Raw genomic sequence first — 19,501 nt, 5'->3', positions numbered from 1 at the left:
GGTCGCAAAACGAGCGTTTAGCAAGTTTTTCGGGGAGGGCTGTCCGTGAGTCAAAGACGCCGAAGTCGATCTCACGCAAAGCCTCCCCGAACAACGCTGCGCTCGTTCGACCCTCCCCTTCAAACTACGTTTGGCGGAGGGTGAAGAACGCGCAACTTCACCCGCCCGGCAACGCCGGGAGGGTCGAAAAACGAGCGTTTAGCGAGTTTTTCGGGGAGGGCTGTCCGTGAGTCAAAGACGCCGAAGTCGATCTCACGCAAAGCCTCCCCGAACAACGCTGCGCTCGTTCGACCCTCCCCTTCAAACTACGTTTGGCGGAGGGTGAAGAACGCGCAACTTCACCCGCCCGGCAACGCCGGGAGGGTCGAAAAACGAGCGTTTAGCGAGTTTTTCGGGGAGGGCTGTCCGTGAGTCAAAGACGCCGAAGTCGATCTCACGCAAAGCCTCCCCGATCAACGCTGCGCTCGTTCGACCCTCCCCTTCAAACTGCGTCTGGCGGAGGGTGAAGAACGACAAACTTCACTCGCCGGGCGCATCCAGCGAGACGAAGTTCTTCAGCAACTTCATTCCGTTGCCTTGGCTCTTTTCGGGATGGAACTGAGTCGCGTGCAGATTGTCGCGCCAGATCGCGGCACAGAAAGGAGCCCCGTAGTCGGCTTCGATCGCGACGACGCTGCGATCGCTCGGCTTGACGTAATAGGAGTGAACGAAGTAGAAGTGCGTCCCCGGCTCGATCCCCTGCATCAGCGGCGTCGGTTGCGTGATCTGGACCTGGTTCCAGCCCATGTGCGGCACCTTCAACGCGGGGTCTGCGGGAAAGCGAACGACTTCTCCGGGAATGATTCCCAGTCCCTCGTGCTGCCCCCCCTCTTCGCTGCTGTCGAATAGCATCTGCAGCCCCAGGCAGATCCCCAGAAAGGGGAGTCCCGAATCGATGAAATCACGGATTGGGTTGGCTAGGTCGCGGCGATTCAGTTCGGCGATGGCATCTTTGAAACCGCCGACGCCCGGCAAAATCAACTTCTCCGCCGACGCGATCTCGCCCGGGTCCGACGTGATCAGCGTCTCTTCCCCCACGCGTTGGATCGCCTTACTGACGCTGCGGAGGTTGCCCATTTGGTAATCGACAATCGTGATCATGATGACTTGGCCGGTGGAGTTTCGTTTGACGGATGCGTTGATTTCGGGCCTGTGCCGCGTTGCTCGGCGATTTTAACCCGATAGACGGTATTCGCGAAGGGTTGGTTCGCGGTGGCCCAACGCTGCAAGCTCTCTCACCAACGCAACTGGTCACTTTGCGATGGCGGCTGCGCTGTGGCGGACATCCGATCCAACCGCGTCCAACAACGGACGATCTGTCACAGTTGACACCGTTCCCCAGAAGATCTACAAAAGCTGTGCCAAATATGCATCTTTAGCGATCGACGCGAATCTTGCTCCCCTTTCTGCGAACAGGAGACTCTGGAATGAAGCGAATCTCTCTTAAAGTCCGTCTGGCGACACTGGCCGTCGCTGCGATTGGTGGTTTTCAGGTGATCACCTCCCCCAACGCACCGGCTCAGGACCCGGCCCCCAACGCGAAAGCGGTCCAGCGATCGCGGCAGACCGTGCAAACGCTCGACAACATCTTTAAGCAAACGATCGTTTTGGTGACCGACAAATACGTCAACGACGATGACGACTTTGCCGCCGGAAGCGCCGCGGTCCTGTTGTTCAAAAACATCTCCGAGGGGAGCGACAATACGATTCGCTTGATCGACGCCACCGGCGATCCCTACGAATCGGACAACGTCGCCAAAGACGACTTTGAAAAATCGGGTATCAAGAAATTGAAAGCGGGTGCAAAGACTGTCGATCAAGTGGTCGTCCGCGACGGCAAACATTATCTGCGCGCGTTGACTCCCGTACCCGTGGTGATGCAAAAATGTGTAATGTGCCACGCGCACTACGCTGACGCCAAACCAGGCGAACCGATCGGAGCGATCAGTTACACCGTGCCGATCCAATAGGTTGGCAACCACTCAGGCAATGCCGTTTGCGATACCACGACGCGGCAACAACCAGACGCTTCGTTTTTCACGGAGCGTCTTTCTATCAACTCGACAATAACGAGATATTCAACCGCCACACCCACAACGAGGAACACGACGCATGTCGGATCCGGAGCCAAAAAAAACGAAAGTTGAAGTGATCAAAGAAGCCAGCTGTGGGTTGCGTGGTTCGATCGCCGACGAATTGGCCGATGCCGCTACCGACCACGTCGCCGATGCCACAACCAAGCTGCTGAAATTTCACGGCACCTACCAACAGGACGACCGCGACCTGCGGACGCCTCGCCGAAAAGAAGGGCTTGGCAAAGCCTATTCCTTCATGGTTCGCAATCGCATCCCCGGCGGCAAGATCACCGCCACACAGTTTCTCGGGGAACTGGACATCGCCGACGAACTGGGCAATGGGACGATTCGGATCACGACGCGACAGAGCATCCAGTTGCACGGGGTGGTGAAAGCCAATCTCTGGAGCACGATTCATCGCATCAATGAGATCAAGCTTTCCACGCAATCGGCTTGCGGCGACGTGACGCGCAACGTCTGCTGTTGCCCGGCACCGCTGCGCCAGAACGGGCTCCGCGATCGCTTGCAGGAAATTGCCGACGAGATCGCTGTCCACGTGCGGCCAAAGACGCAAGCCTATCATGAAATCTGGATCAAGGATCCGCAGTCGGGTGAACGCCAGCAGGTCGTCGGACCGCCGGATGAACCCGAACCCGATCCGATCTATGGCAAAGCCTATCTGCCGCGGAAATTTAAAATCGGCCTCGCGCTCAGCGATGACAATTGCATCGACGTCTACGACAACGACCTCGGCCTGCTGGGCGTCACCAGCGGGGACGAACTGGTTGGATTCAACGTTTTGGTTGGCGGCGGCATGGGGACGACTCCCAGCAAGAAGAACTGTTTCCCAGCACTAGCGCATCGATTGACGTTTGTCACGCCCGATCAATTGCTGCCGATCATCACCGCGATCATCCTGGTGCAACGCGACTTCGGCAACCGCGCCGACCGCAGCCAAGCCCGGATGAAATATCTGATCCACAACCTGGGTCTCGCGGCGTTTAAAGCGAAAGTCGAATCGTATCTGTCCGAAGCCGAATCGATCTGCGGCGTTGCCGATGGCAGCTTGCCACGTCCGTTGCCCGCTCCCAATCCGGTCGACGTGACACGACACGATGATCACATGGGATGGCACGCGCAAGGAGACGGCAAGTTCTTCTTGGGGCTGCCGATCGAAAACGGTCGAGTCAAAGACGATGGCCCGCTGCGACTGAAGACAGCTCTTCGCAAGCTGTTCACCGACCATGTCAGCAACGCTCGACTGACCGCTCAGCAAAACATCTTGTTGTGCGATCTCGAAGAAGATCAACGCGACACTATCCAACAACTGCTGGCCGAACACGGCGTTGTCACTGTCGATCAGATCAGCAACGCCCGGCGGTTTGCGTTCGCATGTCCGGCGCTGCCAACCTGCGGCTTGGCGATTACCGAAAGCGAACGCGTGTTGCCGACTGTGATCGGCGCGGTCGAAGCCGAACTCAGCTTACTTGGTTTGGCGGACGAACAGTTCACGATCCGGATGACCGGATGTCCCAACGGCTGTGCCCGACCCTATAACGCCGACATCGGTCTGGTTGGCCGTAGTGCCGACGGCAAGACGGGCGAAGGCCGCTACACGCTGTTCATCGGTGGCAACCTGCTGGGTACGCGAATGAACAAAGTCTTCAAGGATCAGGTTCCGATGAGCCGGATCGTCGACGAACTGCGTCCCGTGTTGGTTCATTTCAAACAGCATCGAACCGCGGGGGAGAGTCTTGGCGATTACTGCAATCGCGTCGGCGTCGAAGCGTTGTTGCAGTTAGATCAAGAAACGTGAGTCCTCGAGAACTGAGTTAATGAAAACCGATTTGGACCTCGACCAATTCGTTCAATGTGTCGGCGATGCCATCATCGCCGTCGATCGCCGCGGCGAGATCATCTTGTGGAATCCGGGAGCCGTTCGCTTGCTGGGGTACAGCGCCGACGAAGTCCTGGGCAAATCGATGGACTTCTTTATTCCCCACGCTTCGCGAAAACCACACTGGGACGGTTTTCATAGTGCGATCGCGTCGGGGCAGACGCATCTGGGGACCAACCTGATCCGCGTTCCAGCACTCCACAAGAACGGCCAGACGATCCGGATCGCTCTGACCGTTGCGATCATCCGCGAAGACCTGCAAGCACCGAAACAAACGGATTAGTCCTGCCGGCTTTGGTCCCTCGCTACGATGGCTCATCCGCTGCGGGCGGAGGGGATTCGGCATCATCGCTGGGAAAGATCGGCTGCAACACGACCGGCAACACCCGCACGACAGGTTGCGGCGCGCGATCGACGATGCTTGCCGCGGCATCCAACACATTCATGCTGTTCTGTCGCATCAACTGACATGAAAGCCCAAACTGCAGCTCGCAGGAAAAGCCTCGATCGTCGGCAGCTTCCAAAAACAGCTCCGCCGCTCGCCGCGCGTGGCGCCGAACGCCAACCAGTTTCCCCTGCCGCGCTTTGACACCGGCCGCGGCGAGTTTGATCAGCCCCTTCAGAAACGTCGCCGCAGGGCCGACGCGTCCAGCAGCGATCCACAGCGACTCCCACGCTTCATGCGCTTCCCAGACGTAGCCGTGGTTAAACAGATCGACCGCCCAAAGGTGACGATTGCGGATCGACACCCGGTCGGCGGGATCAACCGCCCTGGCCACCGCGTCCCAGCTGTGCCCGCGAGGATCCGAGAACGGATGGGGATGCATCCCCGGAACGTAGGCGTAGACAGGAAACCGGCGCGTTGAAAAACGCGGCGGCGGCATCGGCGGGTCGGTCGATTCCGGTTTCTTCACGATCGATTCCAGTCAAAAGAAGAGTCCAGGTCATTGCGGAATAACGCCACCACAGCAACCACTCGCTCGGTCCAACACACACACGCCATTCCTACCAAACCTCATGCCCTAGTTTTAAGCAGCGTAGCTCAACGACAAGGCATTCGTTGCGAAACACAAATAACTCAAAAAAAAAACGGCGCCGCAAAGGCATCGTGCCCAACTTCCGTTACGGAATCCAACATGCCGTAAGCGAGGCATCAGCGAAGTAATCCTCGCCACCCACCATGCGTTCTAGCCATTGTGGTGCAGAGCCCGTGTGGCACAACCGCGATACACCAGAAGCGTTGCAGCGACATTTCTTGGCACTCCGTGTGCATCTATCAGCCGGGGCCCCAATCCCAATATTAAATTCTCACCCCTCTAAATTCAGGACCCGCCCGCATGAAATCACGGCACGTTTCCCCGTCCCAGCACCGCTCACTTCGCCCCAACACGCAACCACACCGCTCGGGGTTCACACTTGTCGAATTGTTAGTCGTAATTGCGATCATTGGTATTCTGGTTGGGCTGCTTTTGCCTGCCGTTCAAGCCGCTCGCGAAGCCGCTCGTCGGATGTCATGTTCCAATAACATGAAGCAGATCGGTCTGGCGCTGCACAACTATCACGACACGCATCGAGTCTTTCCCTACTCCACTTCGGGTGACGGTTCGGTCACCGCCGAAAGTGCCGCTCCCGCAGCAAACGGCGTTTTGAACCATCGCGGTTGGATGCTGTTGCTACCCTTTATCGAACTGCAAAACCTGCAGGATCAAATCGACATGAACCTCCCCACCGGCGGCTACGATCGCGGTGGCGTTGGATTCGCCGGCCCGAAACCAGGTGAAGCGGGCAACGCCAACGATGTCGTCGTCAGCACATCGGTCGAAGCCTTCTTGTGCCCATCGGATCCCAACCCAACCCACTACCCCACCGACTCGGCGAGCTATTCGATTTCGGCCGGTACGACCAGCTTGTTGGGTGCCTACACGAATTACGACTTCAGCATGCGTCGGTTGTCCAGCACCGCCGAGAAGTGGAGCCGTGACACCGGGTTCACCAGCAAACGTCTGTTTGGACACGACGAATCGTCGCGGTTTCGCGATATCACCGATGGAACCAGCAACACCGTTGCCGTAGCCGAAACGCTGCGTGCGGTCGTCGATGGATCGGTTCCCACTTGGGGCTATGCCAAATGGGCCGGTCAAGGCGTCGATCTGGGATGGTCTCGCGGTATCAACGACAACGAGTGCTGCAACTGGGATTCGCCTCCCAATTCGCGAACGCCCCGCGCTAGCCAATTGGGCGAATGGGGAACCGCCGGAAGCACCCATCCCGGCGGAGCCCAAGCGGTATTCGCCGATGGATCGGTCCATTTCATGACCGAAACCACCGACCAAGTGGTCCTCAACAACATCACCGCGATCTCCGACGGAAACGTCGTTGGTGAATTTTAATCTCGAACCATGCCTTGCGGCGCACAATTCCAGGACGGGCCGATTCGCCGGTCCTGGAAGCGTCGCCGCGGTTAAAACACTACCCAATACTCATCTCGCAAGTCAATTCCCTCTCGTTCTGGAGCCCCCTTCTGATGACTCTCGTTTATGATCGTCGCTTGTTCTGTGCCGCTTCTTTGTTGGTTCTGCTGGCCGTTGGCTGTGACGGCGGTCCTCCGTTGGCCGACGTCTATCCGGCATCGGGCCGCGTGCTAATGGATGGCAAGCCAATCGAAGGTGTCTCGGTATCGTTGTTGCCCGAAGCGGGCGTCGCTGGACGCGGCGGTTTTGGTGTCACCGATGCGAACGGCGCGTTCAGCGTCACGTCGGTCGAGGGGCAAGATGGCGTTCGGGAAGGCAAATACAAAGTCATCTTCCAAAAGCTGGCTCAACCCGATGGCTCGCCGATCCCTCCTGGAGCTACCGCCGCAGATGTGGGGGCCGAAAACATCTTGCCTCCCGCATACAACAACCCGGAGATGTGCACGATGTTTGCCGACATCAAAGCCGGAACCAATCCGGAAATGGAATTCGATCTGAACTCGAAACGCAAACGTTAGGTCGACCGCACCAGTCCTAACACATCCATTTATCGCCACGCGCATAGGCTGTCAACAGACGGACGATCGACGTGGCTTTGGGAACGATCGACGCGGTGTCGACCCATTCATCGGGGCTGTGTAGATTGCCGCCGCGAGGGCCCAACGTGTCGACGTTGGGCAGTCCATAAAATGCGAGCTTGCTGCCGTCGCAAGCTCCGCCGGTCGGTTGCCATCGGATCGCCGGTTCCGAAGCATCTAAAGAAGCTTCGACAGCGCGTTGAATTTCCCGTGTGCGATCGTCGACACTCTTTGGCGGCGCATGGAAACCGCCATGCAAGCGAACCTCAAAGCCTTCGCGTTCATTGGCTTGGTCGACAATCTGGCTCAGCCGATTCTCAAAGTCCGCTAGCGCCGACGCATCGTTGACGCGAACGTTCAAGCGGCCGATCGCCAGATCGGGAACGCGGTTCAGCGGCCCGCCTCCTTCGATGCGGCCAACGTTGACCGTCGTGCCAGCATGCGGATCGTTCAACCGATCGACCTCACCGACCACCTGCGACAACAACACGATCGCGTTGCGACCGTCTTCGGGATCGCGGCCGGAGTGCGCCGAGCGGCCGCGAACGACGATCGTAAAGTTCCCCGAACCCTTTCGCTGTGAGACCATCGCGCCATCGGGGAGACAGGGTTCGAACAGCAGACCAAAATCGTGCAGCCCCGCCTGTTGTTGGAACAGCGCCGCGCTGGCTGGCGAACCGATCTCTTCATCGGGATTCAGGATCGCGGTCCATCCGATCTCTCCCGCGAGATCAAACTTCTCGATCGCTGCCAAGGCCCACATCATCACCAACAGCCCTCCCTTGGCATCAACGACGCCGGGGCCGCGCAAGCGATCGGCATCGAGCCACTGGCACTGCTTGAAATCGCTCTCTTGTTCGTAAACGGTGTCGAAGTGAATCGCCAATAACACCCGCCGGGCGGCCCCGGGACGTTGGCGGGCGACCAAGGCATCGACACTCTTCCATTCCACAATCTCCCCCTGGGAAGCGACCTCTTGGATCGCCGACAACGGCGTCGGTTGCAATGTGAAACCATGATGCTGCCAGTCTGCCCGCAGCCGATTAGACATCCGTTGCAAGCCCACGGTGTCGTGCGATCCCGAAGCGATTTCAGCCCACTGCACCAGTTGTTCTTTGATCGCCGGCTCTTGAGACCGCAGCCAATCGCTGGCATCGCGTAAACCATCGGTTGGACTCATCACTGTCGCACTCCAATTTGGTTCGCCTGGGAATCGTTTGGCTGGATTGTCGGCGGATGAAGCTAGCTGAACGACCGAAAGAAACCAATCGCCAGTACGACCAGATTCCCCAAGGTCGCCGCCAACGCTAACGTGGGACGTCGCGTGACCAATGCCATCGCCCCCAACAAACAGCCCCCCGCACCGATCAATACCGCACCGATCGGGAAAATGGCAACCGCACCAAGACCAAACAGAATCATGATCAACGACGCCAAGAGCCCGCCTAACATCGTCTCGCGCCATACGCCCGCTTCGAAGCTGATCGGTTGTCCAACCAGATCCAACGGCAACGCGGTCCCGGGGGCAAAGGGAGATCCCGTCGGAATCTCCGCAGCCAGTTCCGCAGCTTCGCTATCGGAAACGATCCGCAATTGCGGCGTCGGTTCCACCAGTTCGATGTCGCTGGATCGAAGCGATGCGGAATCGGTGTTCATAAAAGAAGATCTGCACAAGCGAAAACCGGCGCAGTGGCGACGGTGAGGATTACGCCGATTGCTTTTCGGCAGCAACCGTGTTCAGCTTGTTATACAGGGTTTTCAGGCTAATGCCCAGTTCCGCCGCGACAGCCGATTTGTTGCCGTCGTGCCGTTCCAACGCCTGTTCGATCGCCACGTGCTCCATCTCTCGCAGGCTCATCGGGCCGCTGCTGCGTAACTCTTTTCGTAGCTGACGATCGCCAAAGTGCCGCGGCAGATGTTCGGGGCGGATCGGCAGCGCGTCGCACAAAATGACTGCGTGTTCGATCACGTTAGCCAGTTCGCGAACATTGCCCGGCCAGACGTGGGCCGTCAGAGCGCTCATCGTTTCGGGCGTGAACAGCTCCGCATCGCTCAGTTGTTCGTTGTTGAAGCGACGCAGCAGATGCGCGGCCAGTTCCGGAATGTCGCTCGCCCGCTCGCGGAGCGACGGAACGTCGATCTCAAAGGTGTTGATGCGGAACATCAAGTCCTCGCGGAATTCGCCCTGTTCGACCATCTGTTCGAGATTTCGGTGCGTCGCACAGACGACGCGAACATCGATCTTTTCGACTTGGTTGTCGCCGACGCGGCGGATCTCACGCGATTCGAGCACGCGCAACAACTTGGCTTGCATCGACAGCGGCAGCTCGCCGATCTCGTCCAGGAAAATCGTTCCGCCATCGGCGACTTGGAACATGCCGGTGCGAGCCGCATCGGCGCCGGTGAAGGCACCGCGGCAATGACCGAACAGTTCGCTTTCGATCAGGTTTTCGGGAAGTGCGCCACAGTTGATCGCGACAAACGATTCTGCCGCTCGTCGGCTCTGGTCGTGGACCGCGCGAGCGACTAGCTCTTTACCGCATCCGGTTTCGCCACGGATCAAGACGGTGCTTTCGGTTGGCGCGACTTTGGCGATCAATTTCGCAACACGCTCCATCGACGGATGCTTACCGATCAATTGAGGATCTCCCTCGGCGCGGCGCAGCCGCAACTGAAGCGCCGACATCTGCTTGCTGATCTGGCGGCGTTCGGCAACGCGTCCCAAGAGCGTGGCGAGATCGGCCAGCCGCGACGGTTTAGTCAGATAGTCGAAGGCGCCGCACTTCACAGCGATGATCGCCGATTCGGTCGTCGATTTACCGGTCAGCACGATCGCTTCGCACAGCGGTTGCAGTTCTTTGGTTCGCTGCAAGACTTCGATCCCGTTCATGCCAGGCATGTCGAGATCGACGATGATGCAATCGTAAGCCTGCTTTTCGACAGCCGCCAACGCGGTCAGCCCATCGGGGCAGACGGTGACGGTGTGTCCCAAGCGGGGCAATTCGGCTGCCATCAACTCCTGCAGGCCGGGCTCATCGTCGGCGAACATGATCGACAAACCGGCGTTAGGCTGCGTTTTTTTGGACATCGGCTTCCATGGTGTGTTCAAGAGGTAGTGTGACATCTAAACGGGCGCCCCGGCCCCGTCCTTCGCTCTGCGCCGACATCCGGCCGCCATGCTGTTGGACGATACGATAGGAAATGCTCAGCCCCAAACCGGTTCCCTGCCCTTCTTTACCGCTGGTGAAAAAGGGTTCGAACAGATGGTTCTGAACGTGTTCATCCATCCCGCAGCCGTCGTCTTCGACAGTCAGCACGGCGACATCGCCGCGTTGCCGCAGCCGGACGTCGATCGCTCCGTCGGTGTCGACGCTCTCCAACGCGTTGGTCAGCAGGTTCAGGACAACTTGTTTGATCTCCTGGCCGTTGATCGCCGCATTGACTTCATCGGGACAGTCCAAACGGATCGTCTTGCAGCGGTATTGGCCTAGCGTGCCAACCATCGCAACAACGTCTTCGACCAAGTGCTTCAGGTCGGTCGGTTCGCGTTTGACGTTCCCCAAGCGGCTGAAGTCCAGCAGGTGTTCGGTGATCCCTTTGCAACGGAACGCCTCGTCTTGAATTCGACGCAGGTTGGTTCGCAGCGTCGACAATTGGTCGTTGTTCAGCGGTTGCGATGGTCCGTCGGAATCGGTGTCGTAGAGTTGATCGTGCAGCCGCGATTCGAGCGCTTCGGCACTCCACGCGATCGACGCCAACGGATTGTTGATCTCGTGAGCGACCCCGGCGGCGAGGAACCCGACGCTGGCCAGTTGTTCGTTGCGGATCGCTTCGTTGGTTCGATTGCGGATCTCTTCCTCTTTGCCCGCGATCACATCCTTCAATTCCGATTCGGTGCTCAAGAACCGAGCGGTCATGTCGTTCATCGAATTTGCCAGTTCCGCCAGTTCGTCGCCGGTCCCCAGTTCGATCCGATGGGCGAAGACTCCTTCGCTGATCGTGCGGCTGCCCTGCAGCAGCGACCCAAACGGTTTAACGACGACGAGATGGAACAGGAAGATCAAGGCGGCGAACATTCCTAACGCCAGCAGCGAACTGCCCCACATCACGGCGATCGCCGTGCGGTAAAAACCGCGAACGTCGTCGCGTAGGCTGAGCATGTGTTGCTGCAGAAAGGTTGGCAGCTGTTGCGCCGAATCGGCCAAGCTATCCAGCTCGATCTCCAAGCGGGCGTAATCGATCTCTTTGAGCGCCCAGTTTTCGGCGCGGACGATGTCGTCGATGCGTTCGAGCCCACGCAACATCGCATCGATGGTATGTCGTTCGCGCGACCGATCCGAAAGGACTGTCGCTTCATCATCTCCAGCGTCCAGTTCGCCACGGTAGGCGTTGGCTGAAGAGCGAACGTCGGCAACGCAGGTCCGAAATTGATCGCGTTCGTTGGTCAACGAGATTCGAGCCAGCGGATTTTCGCTGCTCGAATGGTCGTGGATGCGGTGGTAGGTGTTCCGCAGCAGCTCGACGTCGCGAGTCAGCGAACTGGTCAGCGGCAGCTCCGCCGCCCGATCGCTAATGCTGCTGGCGAGTTGCCGATAGGCATAGATCGACTGAAAACCGCCGAGCGAAATTGTCAACACAATCGCGCATAGCAATCCGAGGGCGATCAGTAGTTTGGTTCGGATTTTGTAGTTTCGGAGCACGCGCGACCCTCCGTATAGACGAGACAATTGGGGGGCGGAGTGTAGCAGGAACGGGAATCGCGAGGCAATAACAATCAGGCCCCCTCGGCGATGGGGGCTGGTATGGTAAGTAGAGCGAGCAGCCTTTTTGAGTGAACGATTTGCCCGAAGCGGAGTCAAATAGAAGGGCACCTGAGCTGGGCGACTTCCGCGGGCGAGAGATCGCGGCGGCGCAAACCGATCGCCGATGGTTTTGCTGTCACCTGCAAGACTCTGTCCTATATTTGAAATGCAGGGCAATTTAGTGTTTCAGCTCGGGCGAATTCGCCAGCCCGCGGCAGCGCGGTGTTGGCCAGAGAACCGGACGCTAGCGCGTGCCAGCTGATAGCTCAAATAGAAACACTGCTCCGCCCCGATTTGTAATACAGATGATGAGTACAAGCGGCACCGCAGATGGTACACTGCGGCAAAGATTCCAAGCGAAGTATCCTGCCAGCGCGATAGATCTTCCATGACCGATCCCACCGGCCCTTTCGATCTGCAATCCGCACTGCAAAAGGTGCGGTCTCGACTCGTCGCGCAAACCGACGGTTCTGCCGATGAAGAAGAATTGCTGGCAGCCTGGGATCAGATTGCTCGCCGCGCCGAAGCGGCTGAATCGACGTTTTCTCAGCTGCCGCCGCAGCAACCGAGCGAAATTTTTATCGACTCCCAAGATCCGAGTTCGGCGCTGGGAGAGACGCGGATTCTGTACCACACGCTGGTCGATAACCTTCCGATCAATTTGGTCTTAAAGGATTTGCACGGCCGCCGAGTGTTCGCCAATGAACGCTACCTTCAACTGCATCAGATGACGTTGCAGGAACTCCGCGGCAAGACCGACTTTGATATCTTCCCGGAACATCTCGCCAAGGCGTACCAGCTGGACGATCAACAGGTGATCCGCGAGGGGATCGTTCTGCACGACACCGAACCCTATCTGGCGAAAGATGGGAACGAGTGTTGGATCGAACGGGTCAAAGCTCCCGTCCGCGACGCCCAGGGAAAAATCACCGGCGTGCAGTTGCTGTTCTGGGACGTCACCGAGCGGAAGCATTTGGACCAAGACCTGGAGAAAGCCCGCTATCTGCTGAACACGCTGCTGAACAATATCCCCGACAGCATCTATTTCAAAGATCGCGACAGTCGGTTCATCCGGATCAGCCGCAGCATGGCGAAGAAGTTCCATTGGAAAAACGCCGAGATCGCAGTCGGCAAGACCGATGCCGATATCTTCACCAGCGAACACGCGGCCAACGCCCGAGCTAGCGAGCTGGAGATCATGGATACCGGCGTGCCGATGGTCGCCGAGATCGAACGCGAAACCTGGGCCGATCGCCCCGACAGCTGGTGTTCGTCGACCAAGATGCCGCTCCGCGATGATGCCGGCCGAATTGTCGGGACCTTCGGGATCACTCGCGATGTCACCGATCTGAAGCGGACCGAACAGGAGTTGAAAACAGCCAAGGAGGCGGCTGACGCGGCGAACCAGGCGAAGAGTGATTTCCTGGCGAACATGAGTCACGAAATTCGCACGCCGATGAATGGGATCATCGGGATGGCCGACCTGATGGCTCACACCAATCTTTCGATCGAGCAGCGCGATTACCTGCGGACGATCAAGGATTCCGCCGATTCGCTGCTGCGGATCATCAACGACATCCTCGACTTCTCTAAAATCGAAGCGGGCAAACTCGAACTCGAAGAGACCTCGTTCAACCTTCGCGATTGCGTCGGCCGCACCGTGCAAACGCTTGCCGTCAAAGCTGCCGAAAAAGGCTTGGAACTCGCCTGCCGGATCGATCCCCATCTCCCCAACCAAGTCGCTGGCGATCCGGTCCGCTTGCGACAGATCGTCGTGAATTTGGTCGGCAACGCGATCAAATTTACGCAGCAGGGCGAGGTGGTTGTCGAAGTCACCAACGCCGACGATCCCAAAGTGATCGCGATCACCAATCCGCTGGCAAACGGTCAATCGCATCTGCCGCTCGAAGCTCTCGACGCCGGTGCGATTCGGTTGCAGTTTGCCGTTCGCGATACGGGGATCGGGATTCCCGGCGAAAAGGTGCAGACAGTTTTCGAAGAGTTTGCCCAGGCCGACGTCTCGACCACGCGGCAGTTCGGCGGCACCGGTTTGGGATTGGCGATCTCCGCTCGCCTTGTCGATCTGATGCACGGCAACATCTGGCTCGACAGTCAGGTGGGCGTCGGCACGACCTTCTATTTTACGGCGGAGTTCCTGTTGGCCGATGCGGCCGTGGCTCCGACCGAAAATCTCGACAGCCTACGTGGCCTCCCGACGATCGTCGTCGACGACAACAACACCAATCGTCAGATCTTCGGCGAGATGCTGGACGCTTGGCAGTTGAACCCAACGTTGGTCGCTAGCGCTCCGGCGGCATTGGCCGAACTGCAACGGGCCGCGTCGACCGAGGATCCCTATCGATTGGTGCTGCTGGATTGCATGATGCCGCACATGGATGGATTTGCGTTAGCCGAGTGTATTCGTCAGTCGCCGCTGTTGAAGGGGCTGCCGATCATCATGATCTCCTCGGCCGCGCGAGCCGACGATTCGCAGCGGTGCCGCGAAATGGGGATTCAGCGTTATCTCACCAAGCCGGTGCTGCAGTCGGATCTGTTCGATTCAATTCTCGACGCGATGGACATTCGCAGCCACCACGCCACGTCGACACCTTTGCTAGAACCCGGCGGCAATCAGCGTCCATTGAACATTCTGTTGGCGGAAGATGGATTGGTGAACCAACGCGTCGCGATCGGATTCTTGAGCCGCGAGGGGCACAATGTCACGTTGGCCCGGAACGGGATCGAAGCCGTCATGGAGGTCGCTCGCCAACCCTTTGACCTTGTCCTGATGGACCTGCAGATGCCGGAGATGGACGGCGTCGAAGCGACGCTGGAAATCCGAGTCCGCGATCGCCATCTGGGAATTCATACTCCGATCATCGCCATGACCGCCGCGGCGATGGATGGCGATCGCGAACGCTGTCTTAGCGCGGGCATGGACGATTACATTTCCAAACCGATCAACCCGTCGCAATTGCAAGCTGTGATCGCCGGGGTTTTCGACCGCGAACCTCCGACTGCCGCCGCGGCTCCCGAACGATATCTGCCGCCATTGGAGCTGGCAAATCCGACTCAGATCGTCGACCTGCGGCATGCGATCGAACGAATCGACGGCGGCTGGGAACTGTTGGAACCGCTGACCAGCGCGATGCGTCAGGAAGGCCCGATCCTGATCGATCAGATCCATCACGCCCTGCAGATGGGAGATTGCAAATCGTTGGCGCGTGCAGCCCATACCTTAAAAGGATCCGCCGACGTCTTTGCCGCCAGTCGCGTGGTGGCGGTTTCGATTCGACTCGAAGAACTCGCGCGTGCCAACAAATTGGCCGAGTGCCGTGCGCTGTTGGACGAATTGCAGGACGAGGTCGAAGCGATGTTGGAGCATCTCAACCGCGAAGCCTAAGTCGCTGCCAACCGCTGCGATGATCCGACGCTCCCCTGCGCTACTCGCCGCGAGAGGAATATGCTACGGTCAGGTAGACCGCTTCGCAAACCATGCTCCTCACTACTCGCATTTGATTTTTCCCACCTATGCCCATTCGCCCCCGCTCGATCCTTGCGACCGATCTGGACGGTACGCTGCTGCCGCTGCAAGACGATCCGACTCACATCGCCGACCTGCAAACCTTGCTTGGAAATTTGCAAGCCAACCAGGTGCAGCTGCTTCCCATCACGGGACGCGATCGCGCAGCGATGATCGAAGCGTTGCAGACGTTTCAGATTCCGGCACCCGAAGTCGCGATCTGCGATGGCGGCACGACGATCGTTGTCCGCAACGACGACGGTGGCTTCGACTACCTGCCCGACTTCCAAACGCATCTGGAAGCGAACTTCGCCAGCTTTGCGACCGACGACGTCTCCTACCTGTTGCGAGATCTAGTCGACCTGCGGTTCCGCGCCACCGAAAAACAAAACCAGTTCAAGATCAGCTACTTCGCCGAAGCAAAGACGTTGCAAGCGACGGTTGCCACGATTCAAAGCCGTCTGCGCGACTCGGGGATCGATTGCGATGTGATCTCGGGTTTCAATCTCCATTGGGGTGAAGGGCTGGTCGACATCCTGCCGGCGGGACTTTCCAAAGCCTACGCCTTGCAGTGGTGGTTGGACCGCAGCGGAAATGATCGCGAACAAGTTGTCTTTGCCGGTGATGGTGGCAACGACTTGGAGGTCTTCCTCGCGGGATATCGCACGATCGTCGTTGGCAATGCCGAACCGGAGATCGCGTCGACAGTTTATGCATCGCACCGCACCGGCAATACGTTGGATCGATTCTATCTGTCGGAGGCTCGAGCGACGTCGGGTGTCTTGGAAGGATGTTGTTGGTTCGAGCTCGTGCCGCCCGAAAAACGAGAGTCTCGTTCCAGCGATCCACTGGGCGCTGTCCCGGTCTCCTGCAACGCGACCCACTTCAATATCTGGGCTCCCTACGCCGGCCGACTGGCGATCGAAAAGCAGAACGGCGACGAGATCCAACGCTTCCGCATCCAGCCCGACGAGGATGGATACTTCCATCGCACGGTCCGCGGAATCGGTGGCGGCGATCGGTATCAGATCTCGTTGGACGATCGCGTCAGTCGGCCCGATCCCGCTTCGCGATTTCAACCACAAGGCGTTCACGGCCCTTCGATGGTCGTCGATCATCGCAAATATCCGTGGCACGATGCGGACTATCGCGGCGTCGCAAAAAGCGACCTGGTGATCTACGAAATGCACTTCGGAACCTTTACAAGCGAGGGATCTTATCTGGCAGCGATCGATCGGATCGAAGAACTTGTCTCGCTAGGCATTACCGCTGTCGAAGTGTTACCGTTGGCCCAGTGTGCGGGCTCGCGCAACTGGGGCTATGACGGAGTCCAACTGTACGCAGCCACTGAAAATTACGGGACTCCCGACGATTTCAAACGCTTCGTCGACGCCTGTCACGCCGCCGGAATCGCGGTGATCTTAGACGTCGTCTACAACCATCTGGGGCCCGAGGGGAACTACCTTCACGACTTCGGTCCCTATTTCTCCAAGCGACACCACACGCCTTGGGGCGACGCGTTCAACTACGACGGCGAGAACAGCGAAGCGGCGCGGCGGTTTGTGATCGAGAACGCCATCTATTGGCTGCGCGAATACCATCTGGACGGTTTGCGTTTGGATGCGGTCCATTTCATGTTCGACGACAGCGACCAGCCGATCCTCCGCAGCATCCGTCACGCGGTCACCGATTTTACCGGCACCGTCGATCGCCCGATTCATTTGATCGGCGAAGCGAATATCTACGATCACGCCCTCGTCTCGCCGACCGATGGGACTGCGTACGATGCGATCTGGGCCGACGATATCATGCACGCGATCTATTCCCACACCGTTCCGGAGATCAATCTCGCGCATCGCCATTACGCGGGGGCGAGCGACATCGAAGAAGCGTTGCAGCACGGCTACCTGCACACCGGGCCCAAGGTCACGCGGATCGATAGCGAAGTCCGCCGCCAGATGCACGCCGAGGGAGACTTCTCGTTTTTGCCATCGCTGATCTGCGGTTTGCAGACGCACGATTGTGTCGGCAACCATCCGCATGGCTCCCGCTTCCATCAACTCACCTCGACCGAAACCCAACGCGCTGCGATCCCGCTGCTGATGCTCTATCCATCGATCCCGATGATCTTCATGGGGGAAGAGTACGCCTGCGACGCACCCTTCATGTTTTTTGTCGACTTTGGCGATCTACGATTGCGTCGCGCTGTCGACCGCGGTCGCCGCAACGAATACCCGCATCACCAATGGAAAGGTGCGATCGCGCCGAGCCACGATGATGCGTTTGCGAATTCCAAGTCGATCCAGATCAAAGACCCCGCGATCTGGCAATGGTATCGCGACTTGATCGCGCTGCGGAAAACATGGCAGAAGGAGTCGTTGTTGGATTGGAAAAATCTGTCGGTCGTCTGCGATCCCGCGCGGTCGTTGTTCGCGCTACAATATCAAGCTCCCACCGGCCGACCGAAGTTTGTCGTTTCGCGATTTTCCGCTCCCGCGCATGATTTGCCTCCGCTGTCGCTGCAAATCGACGGCGAGGTGTTGATGCAGTCGTCGACTCATCGCGATTCGCCGACACAGTTGACCCTACAAAATCAAGCGGTTCTGATCGGTGAGGGGACATGGAATCTCGCCGCGGGCCAATAGTGCACATCCTGGAAACTTGAATATGAATCGAACGTTGTCGCCAATAACCGCTGCGCGATCGAAATCCGTTTCGCTGGTGATCTGTATCGCGTTGCTGCTGTCGGGCTGTTCGTCCAGCAGCGACTCTTCGGCCGGCGGATCGACCTCCGAAGCGTCCGGATTGCAGCAGGTGTCGCTGCAATTGAACTGGTTCCCCGAAGCCGAACATGGCGGCTATTACGCGGCCGACGTGCATGGCTACTTCGCCGACGAAGGGCTCGAAGTGACGTTGTTGCCCGGCGGGCCAAACGTCCCGGTCGTCCAGTCGGTTGCGGCCGGGCGAGTTGCATTTGCCGTGACCAATGCCGATCGGGTTTTGTTTGGCCATCAAGCCGGCGCGGAAGTTGTCGCTCTTTTTGCACCGATCCAGAACACGCCGCGATGCATCATGGTCCATCGCGAATCGGGGATTTCGAAGCTGGCCGATCTTCGCGACGTCACGCTGGCGATCGGCACCGGCCCGGCGTTCTTTCAATATATGCAGAAGCATCTGCCGCTGACCGGTGTCGAAACGATCGCCTATCCCGGCAGCATCGGCCCGTTCCTGGCGAACAAGCGGTTCGCGCAACAGGCTTACATCTTCAGCGAGCCCTACGTCGCCAAGCAACAGGGAGCCGATCCGGTCGCGCTGATGGTCTCCGAGATCGGATATAACCCGTACGCCAGCGTGCTGGTTGCGAGCCGCAAGACGTTGGATACGCAGAGCGACCTGGCCCAGCGAATCGTGCGAGCGAGCGCTCGCGGTTGGCAGAAGTACCTCGACGATCCGGTCGAAACCAACGCCCTGATCGATTCGATCAATCCCGACATGGACGCCGGCGCGCTCGCGTTTGGGGCAGAGCAGATTCGCCCGTTATGCGATCGCGAAGATCCCGCCGCGCCGCTGGGCCAGATGACCGCCGCGCGATGGAAGACGTTGATCGATCAAATGGTCGAAATCGAACTTGTCGATGCCGACAAGGTCCCAGCCGCCCGCGTCTTCGACGCCCGCTTCATCACTCCAACTGCACCGCAGGAATGATCTTGTTAGCCGAAGAATCTTGGGCGGCAGACGGCAGCGAGACGTGGCTGCGTGCGAACGGATTCGTGTTCCCCGAATGGAAAGTGGCAGAATGATTTTGGTGTGATGTGCCGGTGTAAGATGAGGTTTGTTGTTCGCTATTCCCTCTTGTCATTCTGACCCGGTTATTCTGCCAAACGAGTCGCCTCGATCGATCCGTAGTCCAGCATGGGAAGTGGCAGAATGATTCAAGGTGTCGTGCGAGGCGGGCAATAGCAGCGGCTTCGGTTTTGCGGGTACGACTTCCGCTACTGCTCGCATGATCGTACAGCCGGCCCGTTGGGCCTGAAACGGTTTTGTGGGCATCGGTTTCCCAGGGCGTTGCCCTGGGCTGGCATACGGCCGGCCCCGTTGGGCCTAAGGAACGTTGCT

14 protein-coding genes are annotated in these 19,501 nt (G+C 58.6%); 8 read left to right on the top strand and 6 right to left on the bottom strand.

Features of this window, described 5'->3' with window-relative positions; translation table 11 throughout:
* Window positions 1-519: 519 nt before the first annotated feature.
* The gene (gene hisH / locus EC9_RS20250; protein WP_145347941.1) at window positions 520-1,140 is read right to left on the bottom strand and encodes an imidazole glycerol phosphate synthase subunit HisH; all 621 of its coding nucleotides are present in this window, start codon (window positions 1,138-1,140) and stop codon (window positions 520-522) included.
* A gap of 326 nt (window positions 1,141-1,466) precedes the next feature.
* Between hisH and EC9_RS20245 the strand changes: the two genes are divergently transcribed.
* The 3 genes from EC9_RS20245 (at window position 1,467) to EC9_RS20235 (ending at window position 4,294) form a co-directional block, all read left to right on the top strand.
* Window positions 1,467-2,009 carry a c-type heme family protein gene (locus EC9_RS20245; protein WP_145347940.1) on the top strand — a complete coding sequence of 181 codons (543 nt, stop codon included), beginning with the start codon at window positions 1,467-1,469 and terminating at the stop codon, window positions 2,007-2,009.
* Window positions 2,010-2,151: 142 nt separating this feature from the next.
* The gene (locus tag EC9_RS20240; protein WP_145347939.1) at window positions 2,152-3,930 is read left to right on the top strand and encodes an NADPH-dependent assimilatory sulfite reductase hemoprotein subunit; all 1,779 of its coding nucleotides are present in this window, start codon (window positions 2,152-2,154) and stop codon (window positions 3,928-3,930) included.
* Window positions 3,931-3,949: 19 nt separating this feature from the next.
* Entirely contained in the window at window positions 3,950-4,294 is a 345-nt protein-coding gene (locus EC9_RS20235) for a PAS domain S-box protein (protein ID WP_145347938.1), read from the top strand.
* Between the two features lie 22 nt (window positions 4,295-4,316).
* On the opposite strand, the gene EC9_RS20230 is transcribed toward EC9_RS20235, so the two are convergent.
* Window positions 4,317-4,925: a DUF309 domain-containing protein gene (locus EC9_RS20230; protein ID WP_218934298.1), complete on the bottom strand. Its 609-nt coding sequence runs from the start codon at window positions 4,923-4,925 to the stop codon at window positions 4,317-4,319.
* Window positions 4,926-5,348: 423 nt separating this feature from the next.
* Here EC9_RS20230 and EC9_RS20225 point away from each other — a divergent pair, with 423 nt between their 5' ends.
* Both EC9_RS20225 and EC9_RS20220 read left to right on the top strand, forming a co-directional pair.
* Complete coding sequence (locus tag EC9_RS20225) at window positions 5,349-6,401, top strand: DUF1559 domain-containing protein (RefSeq protein WP_145347937.1); 1,053 nt, start codon at window positions 5,349-5,351, stop codon at window positions 6,399-6,401.
* Between the two features lie 134 nt (window positions 6,402-6,535).
* Window positions 6,536-7,000 carry a carboxypeptidase-like regulatory domain-containing protein gene (locus EC9_RS20220; RefSeq protein ID WP_145347936.1) on the top strand — a complete coding sequence of 155 codons (465 nt, stop codon included), beginning with the start codon at window positions 6,536-6,538 and terminating at the stop codon, window positions 6,998-7,000.
* Between the two features lie 16 nt (window positions 7,001-7,016).
* On the opposite strand, the gene EC9_RS20215 is transcribed toward EC9_RS20220, so the two are convergent.
* From EC9_RS20215 to EC9_RS20205, 4 genes are all read right to left on the bottom strand, one after another.
* Window positions 7,017-8,240, bottom strand: a complete 1,224-nt coding sequence (locus tag EC9_RS20215; RefSeq protein WP_246106154.1) for a hydrolase — start codon at window positions 8,238-8,240, stop codon at window positions 7,017-7,019.
* Window positions 8,241-8,302: 62 nt separating this feature from the next.
* The gene (locus EC9_RS26660) at window positions 8,303-8,716 is read right to left on the bottom strand and encodes a hypothetical protein (RefSeq protein ID WP_218934296.1); all 414 of its coding nucleotides are present in this window, start codon (window positions 8,714-8,716) and stop codon (window positions 8,303-8,305) included.
* Window positions 8,717-8,765: 49 nt separating this feature from the next.
* A complete protein-coding gene (locus EC9_RS20210; protein ID WP_145349262.1) occupies window positions 8,766-10,118 on the bottom strand; it encodes a sigma-54-dependent transcriptional regulator in 1,353 nt (450 codons plus the stop codon).
* 7 nt (window positions 10,119-10,125) lie between these two features.
* Window positions 10,126-11,760, bottom strand: a complete 1,635-nt coding sequence (locus EC9_RS20205) for a sensor histidine kinase (protein WP_145122685.1) — start codon at window positions 11,758-11,760, stop codon at window positions 10,126-10,128.
* A gap of 490 nt (window positions 11,761-12,250) precedes the next feature.
* Here EC9_RS20205 and EC9_RS20200 point away from each other — a divergent pair, with 490 nt between their 5' ends.
* The 3 genes from EC9_RS20200 (at window position 12,251) to EC9_RS20190 (ending at window position 19,090) form a co-directional block, all read left to right on the top strand.
* Window positions 12,251-15,265 carry a response regulator gene (locus EC9_RS20200; protein WP_145347934.1) on the top strand — a complete coding sequence of 1,005 codons (3,015 nt, stop codon included), beginning with the start codon at window positions 12,251-12,253 and terminating at the stop codon, window positions 15,263-15,265.
* Between the two features lie 128 nt (window positions 15,266-15,393).
* Window positions 15,394-18,030 carry a malto-oligosyltrehalose trehalohydrolase gene (gene treZ / locus EC9_RS20195; protein WP_145347933.1) on the top strand — a complete coding sequence of 879 codons (2,637 nt, stop codon included), beginning with the start codon at window positions 15,394-15,396 and terminating at the stop codon, window positions 18,028-18,030.
* A gap of 34 nt (window positions 18,031-18,064) precedes the next feature.
* The gene (locus EC9_RS20190) at window positions 18,065-19,090 is read left to right on the top strand and encodes an ABC transporter substrate-binding protein (protein WP_218934295.1); all 1,026 of its coding nucleotides are present in this window, start codon (window positions 18,065-18,067) and stop codon (window positions 19,088-19,090) included.
* Window positions 19,091-19,501 lie beyond the last annotated feature (411 nt).

The organism is Rosistilla ulvae (genome assembly GCF_007741475.1).
Classification (GTDB): domain Bacteria; phylum Planctomycetota; class Planctomycetia; order Pirellulales; family Pirellulaceae; genus Rosistilla; species Rosistilla ulvae.
This window is presented reverse-complemented; position numbering and strand designations above follow the sequence as displayed.

Excerpts from the sequence above, each read along its gene's own strand:
- hisH (WP_145347941.1), bottom strand. The coding sequence starts at position 1,140 with ATGATCACGATTGTCGATTACCAAATGGGCAACCTCCGCAGCGTCAGT.
- EC9_RS20245 (WP_145347940.1), top strand. The coding sequence starts at position 1,467 with ATGAAGCGAATCTCTCTTAAAGTCCGTCTGGCGACACTGGCCGTCGCT.
- EC9_RS20240 (WP_145347939.1), top strand. The coding sequence starts at position 2,152 with ATGTCGGATCCGGAGCCAAAAAAAACGAAAGTTGAAGTGATCAAAGAA.
- EC9_RS20235 (WP_145347938.1), top strand. The coding sequence starts at position 3,950 with ATGAAAACCGATTTGGACCTCGACCAATTCGTTCAATGTGTCGGCGAT.
- EC9_RS20225 (WP_145347937.1), top strand. The coding sequence starts at position 5,349 with ATGAAATCACGGCACGTTTCCCCGTCCCAGCACCGCTCACTTCGCCCC.
- EC9_RS20220 (WP_145347936.1), top strand. The coding sequence starts at position 6,536 with ATGACTCTCGTTTATGATCGTCGCTTGTTCTGTGCCGCTTCTTTGTTG.
- EC9_RS20215 (WP_246106154.1), bottom strand. The coding sequence starts at position 8,240 with ATGAGTCCAACCGATGGTTTACGCGATGCCAGCGATTGGCTGCGGTCT.
- EC9_RS26660 (WP_218934296.1), bottom strand. The coding sequence starts at position 8,716 with ATGAACACCGATTCCGCATCGCTTCGATCCAGCGACATCGAACTGGTG.
- EC9_RS20200 (WP_145347934.1), top strand. The coding sequence starts at position 12,251 with ATGACCGATCCCACCGGCCCTTTCGATCTGCAATCCGCACTGCAAAAG.
- treZ (WP_145347933.1), top strand. The coding sequence starts at position 15,394 with ATGCCCATTCGCCCCCGCTCGATCCTTGCGACCGATCTGGACGGTACG.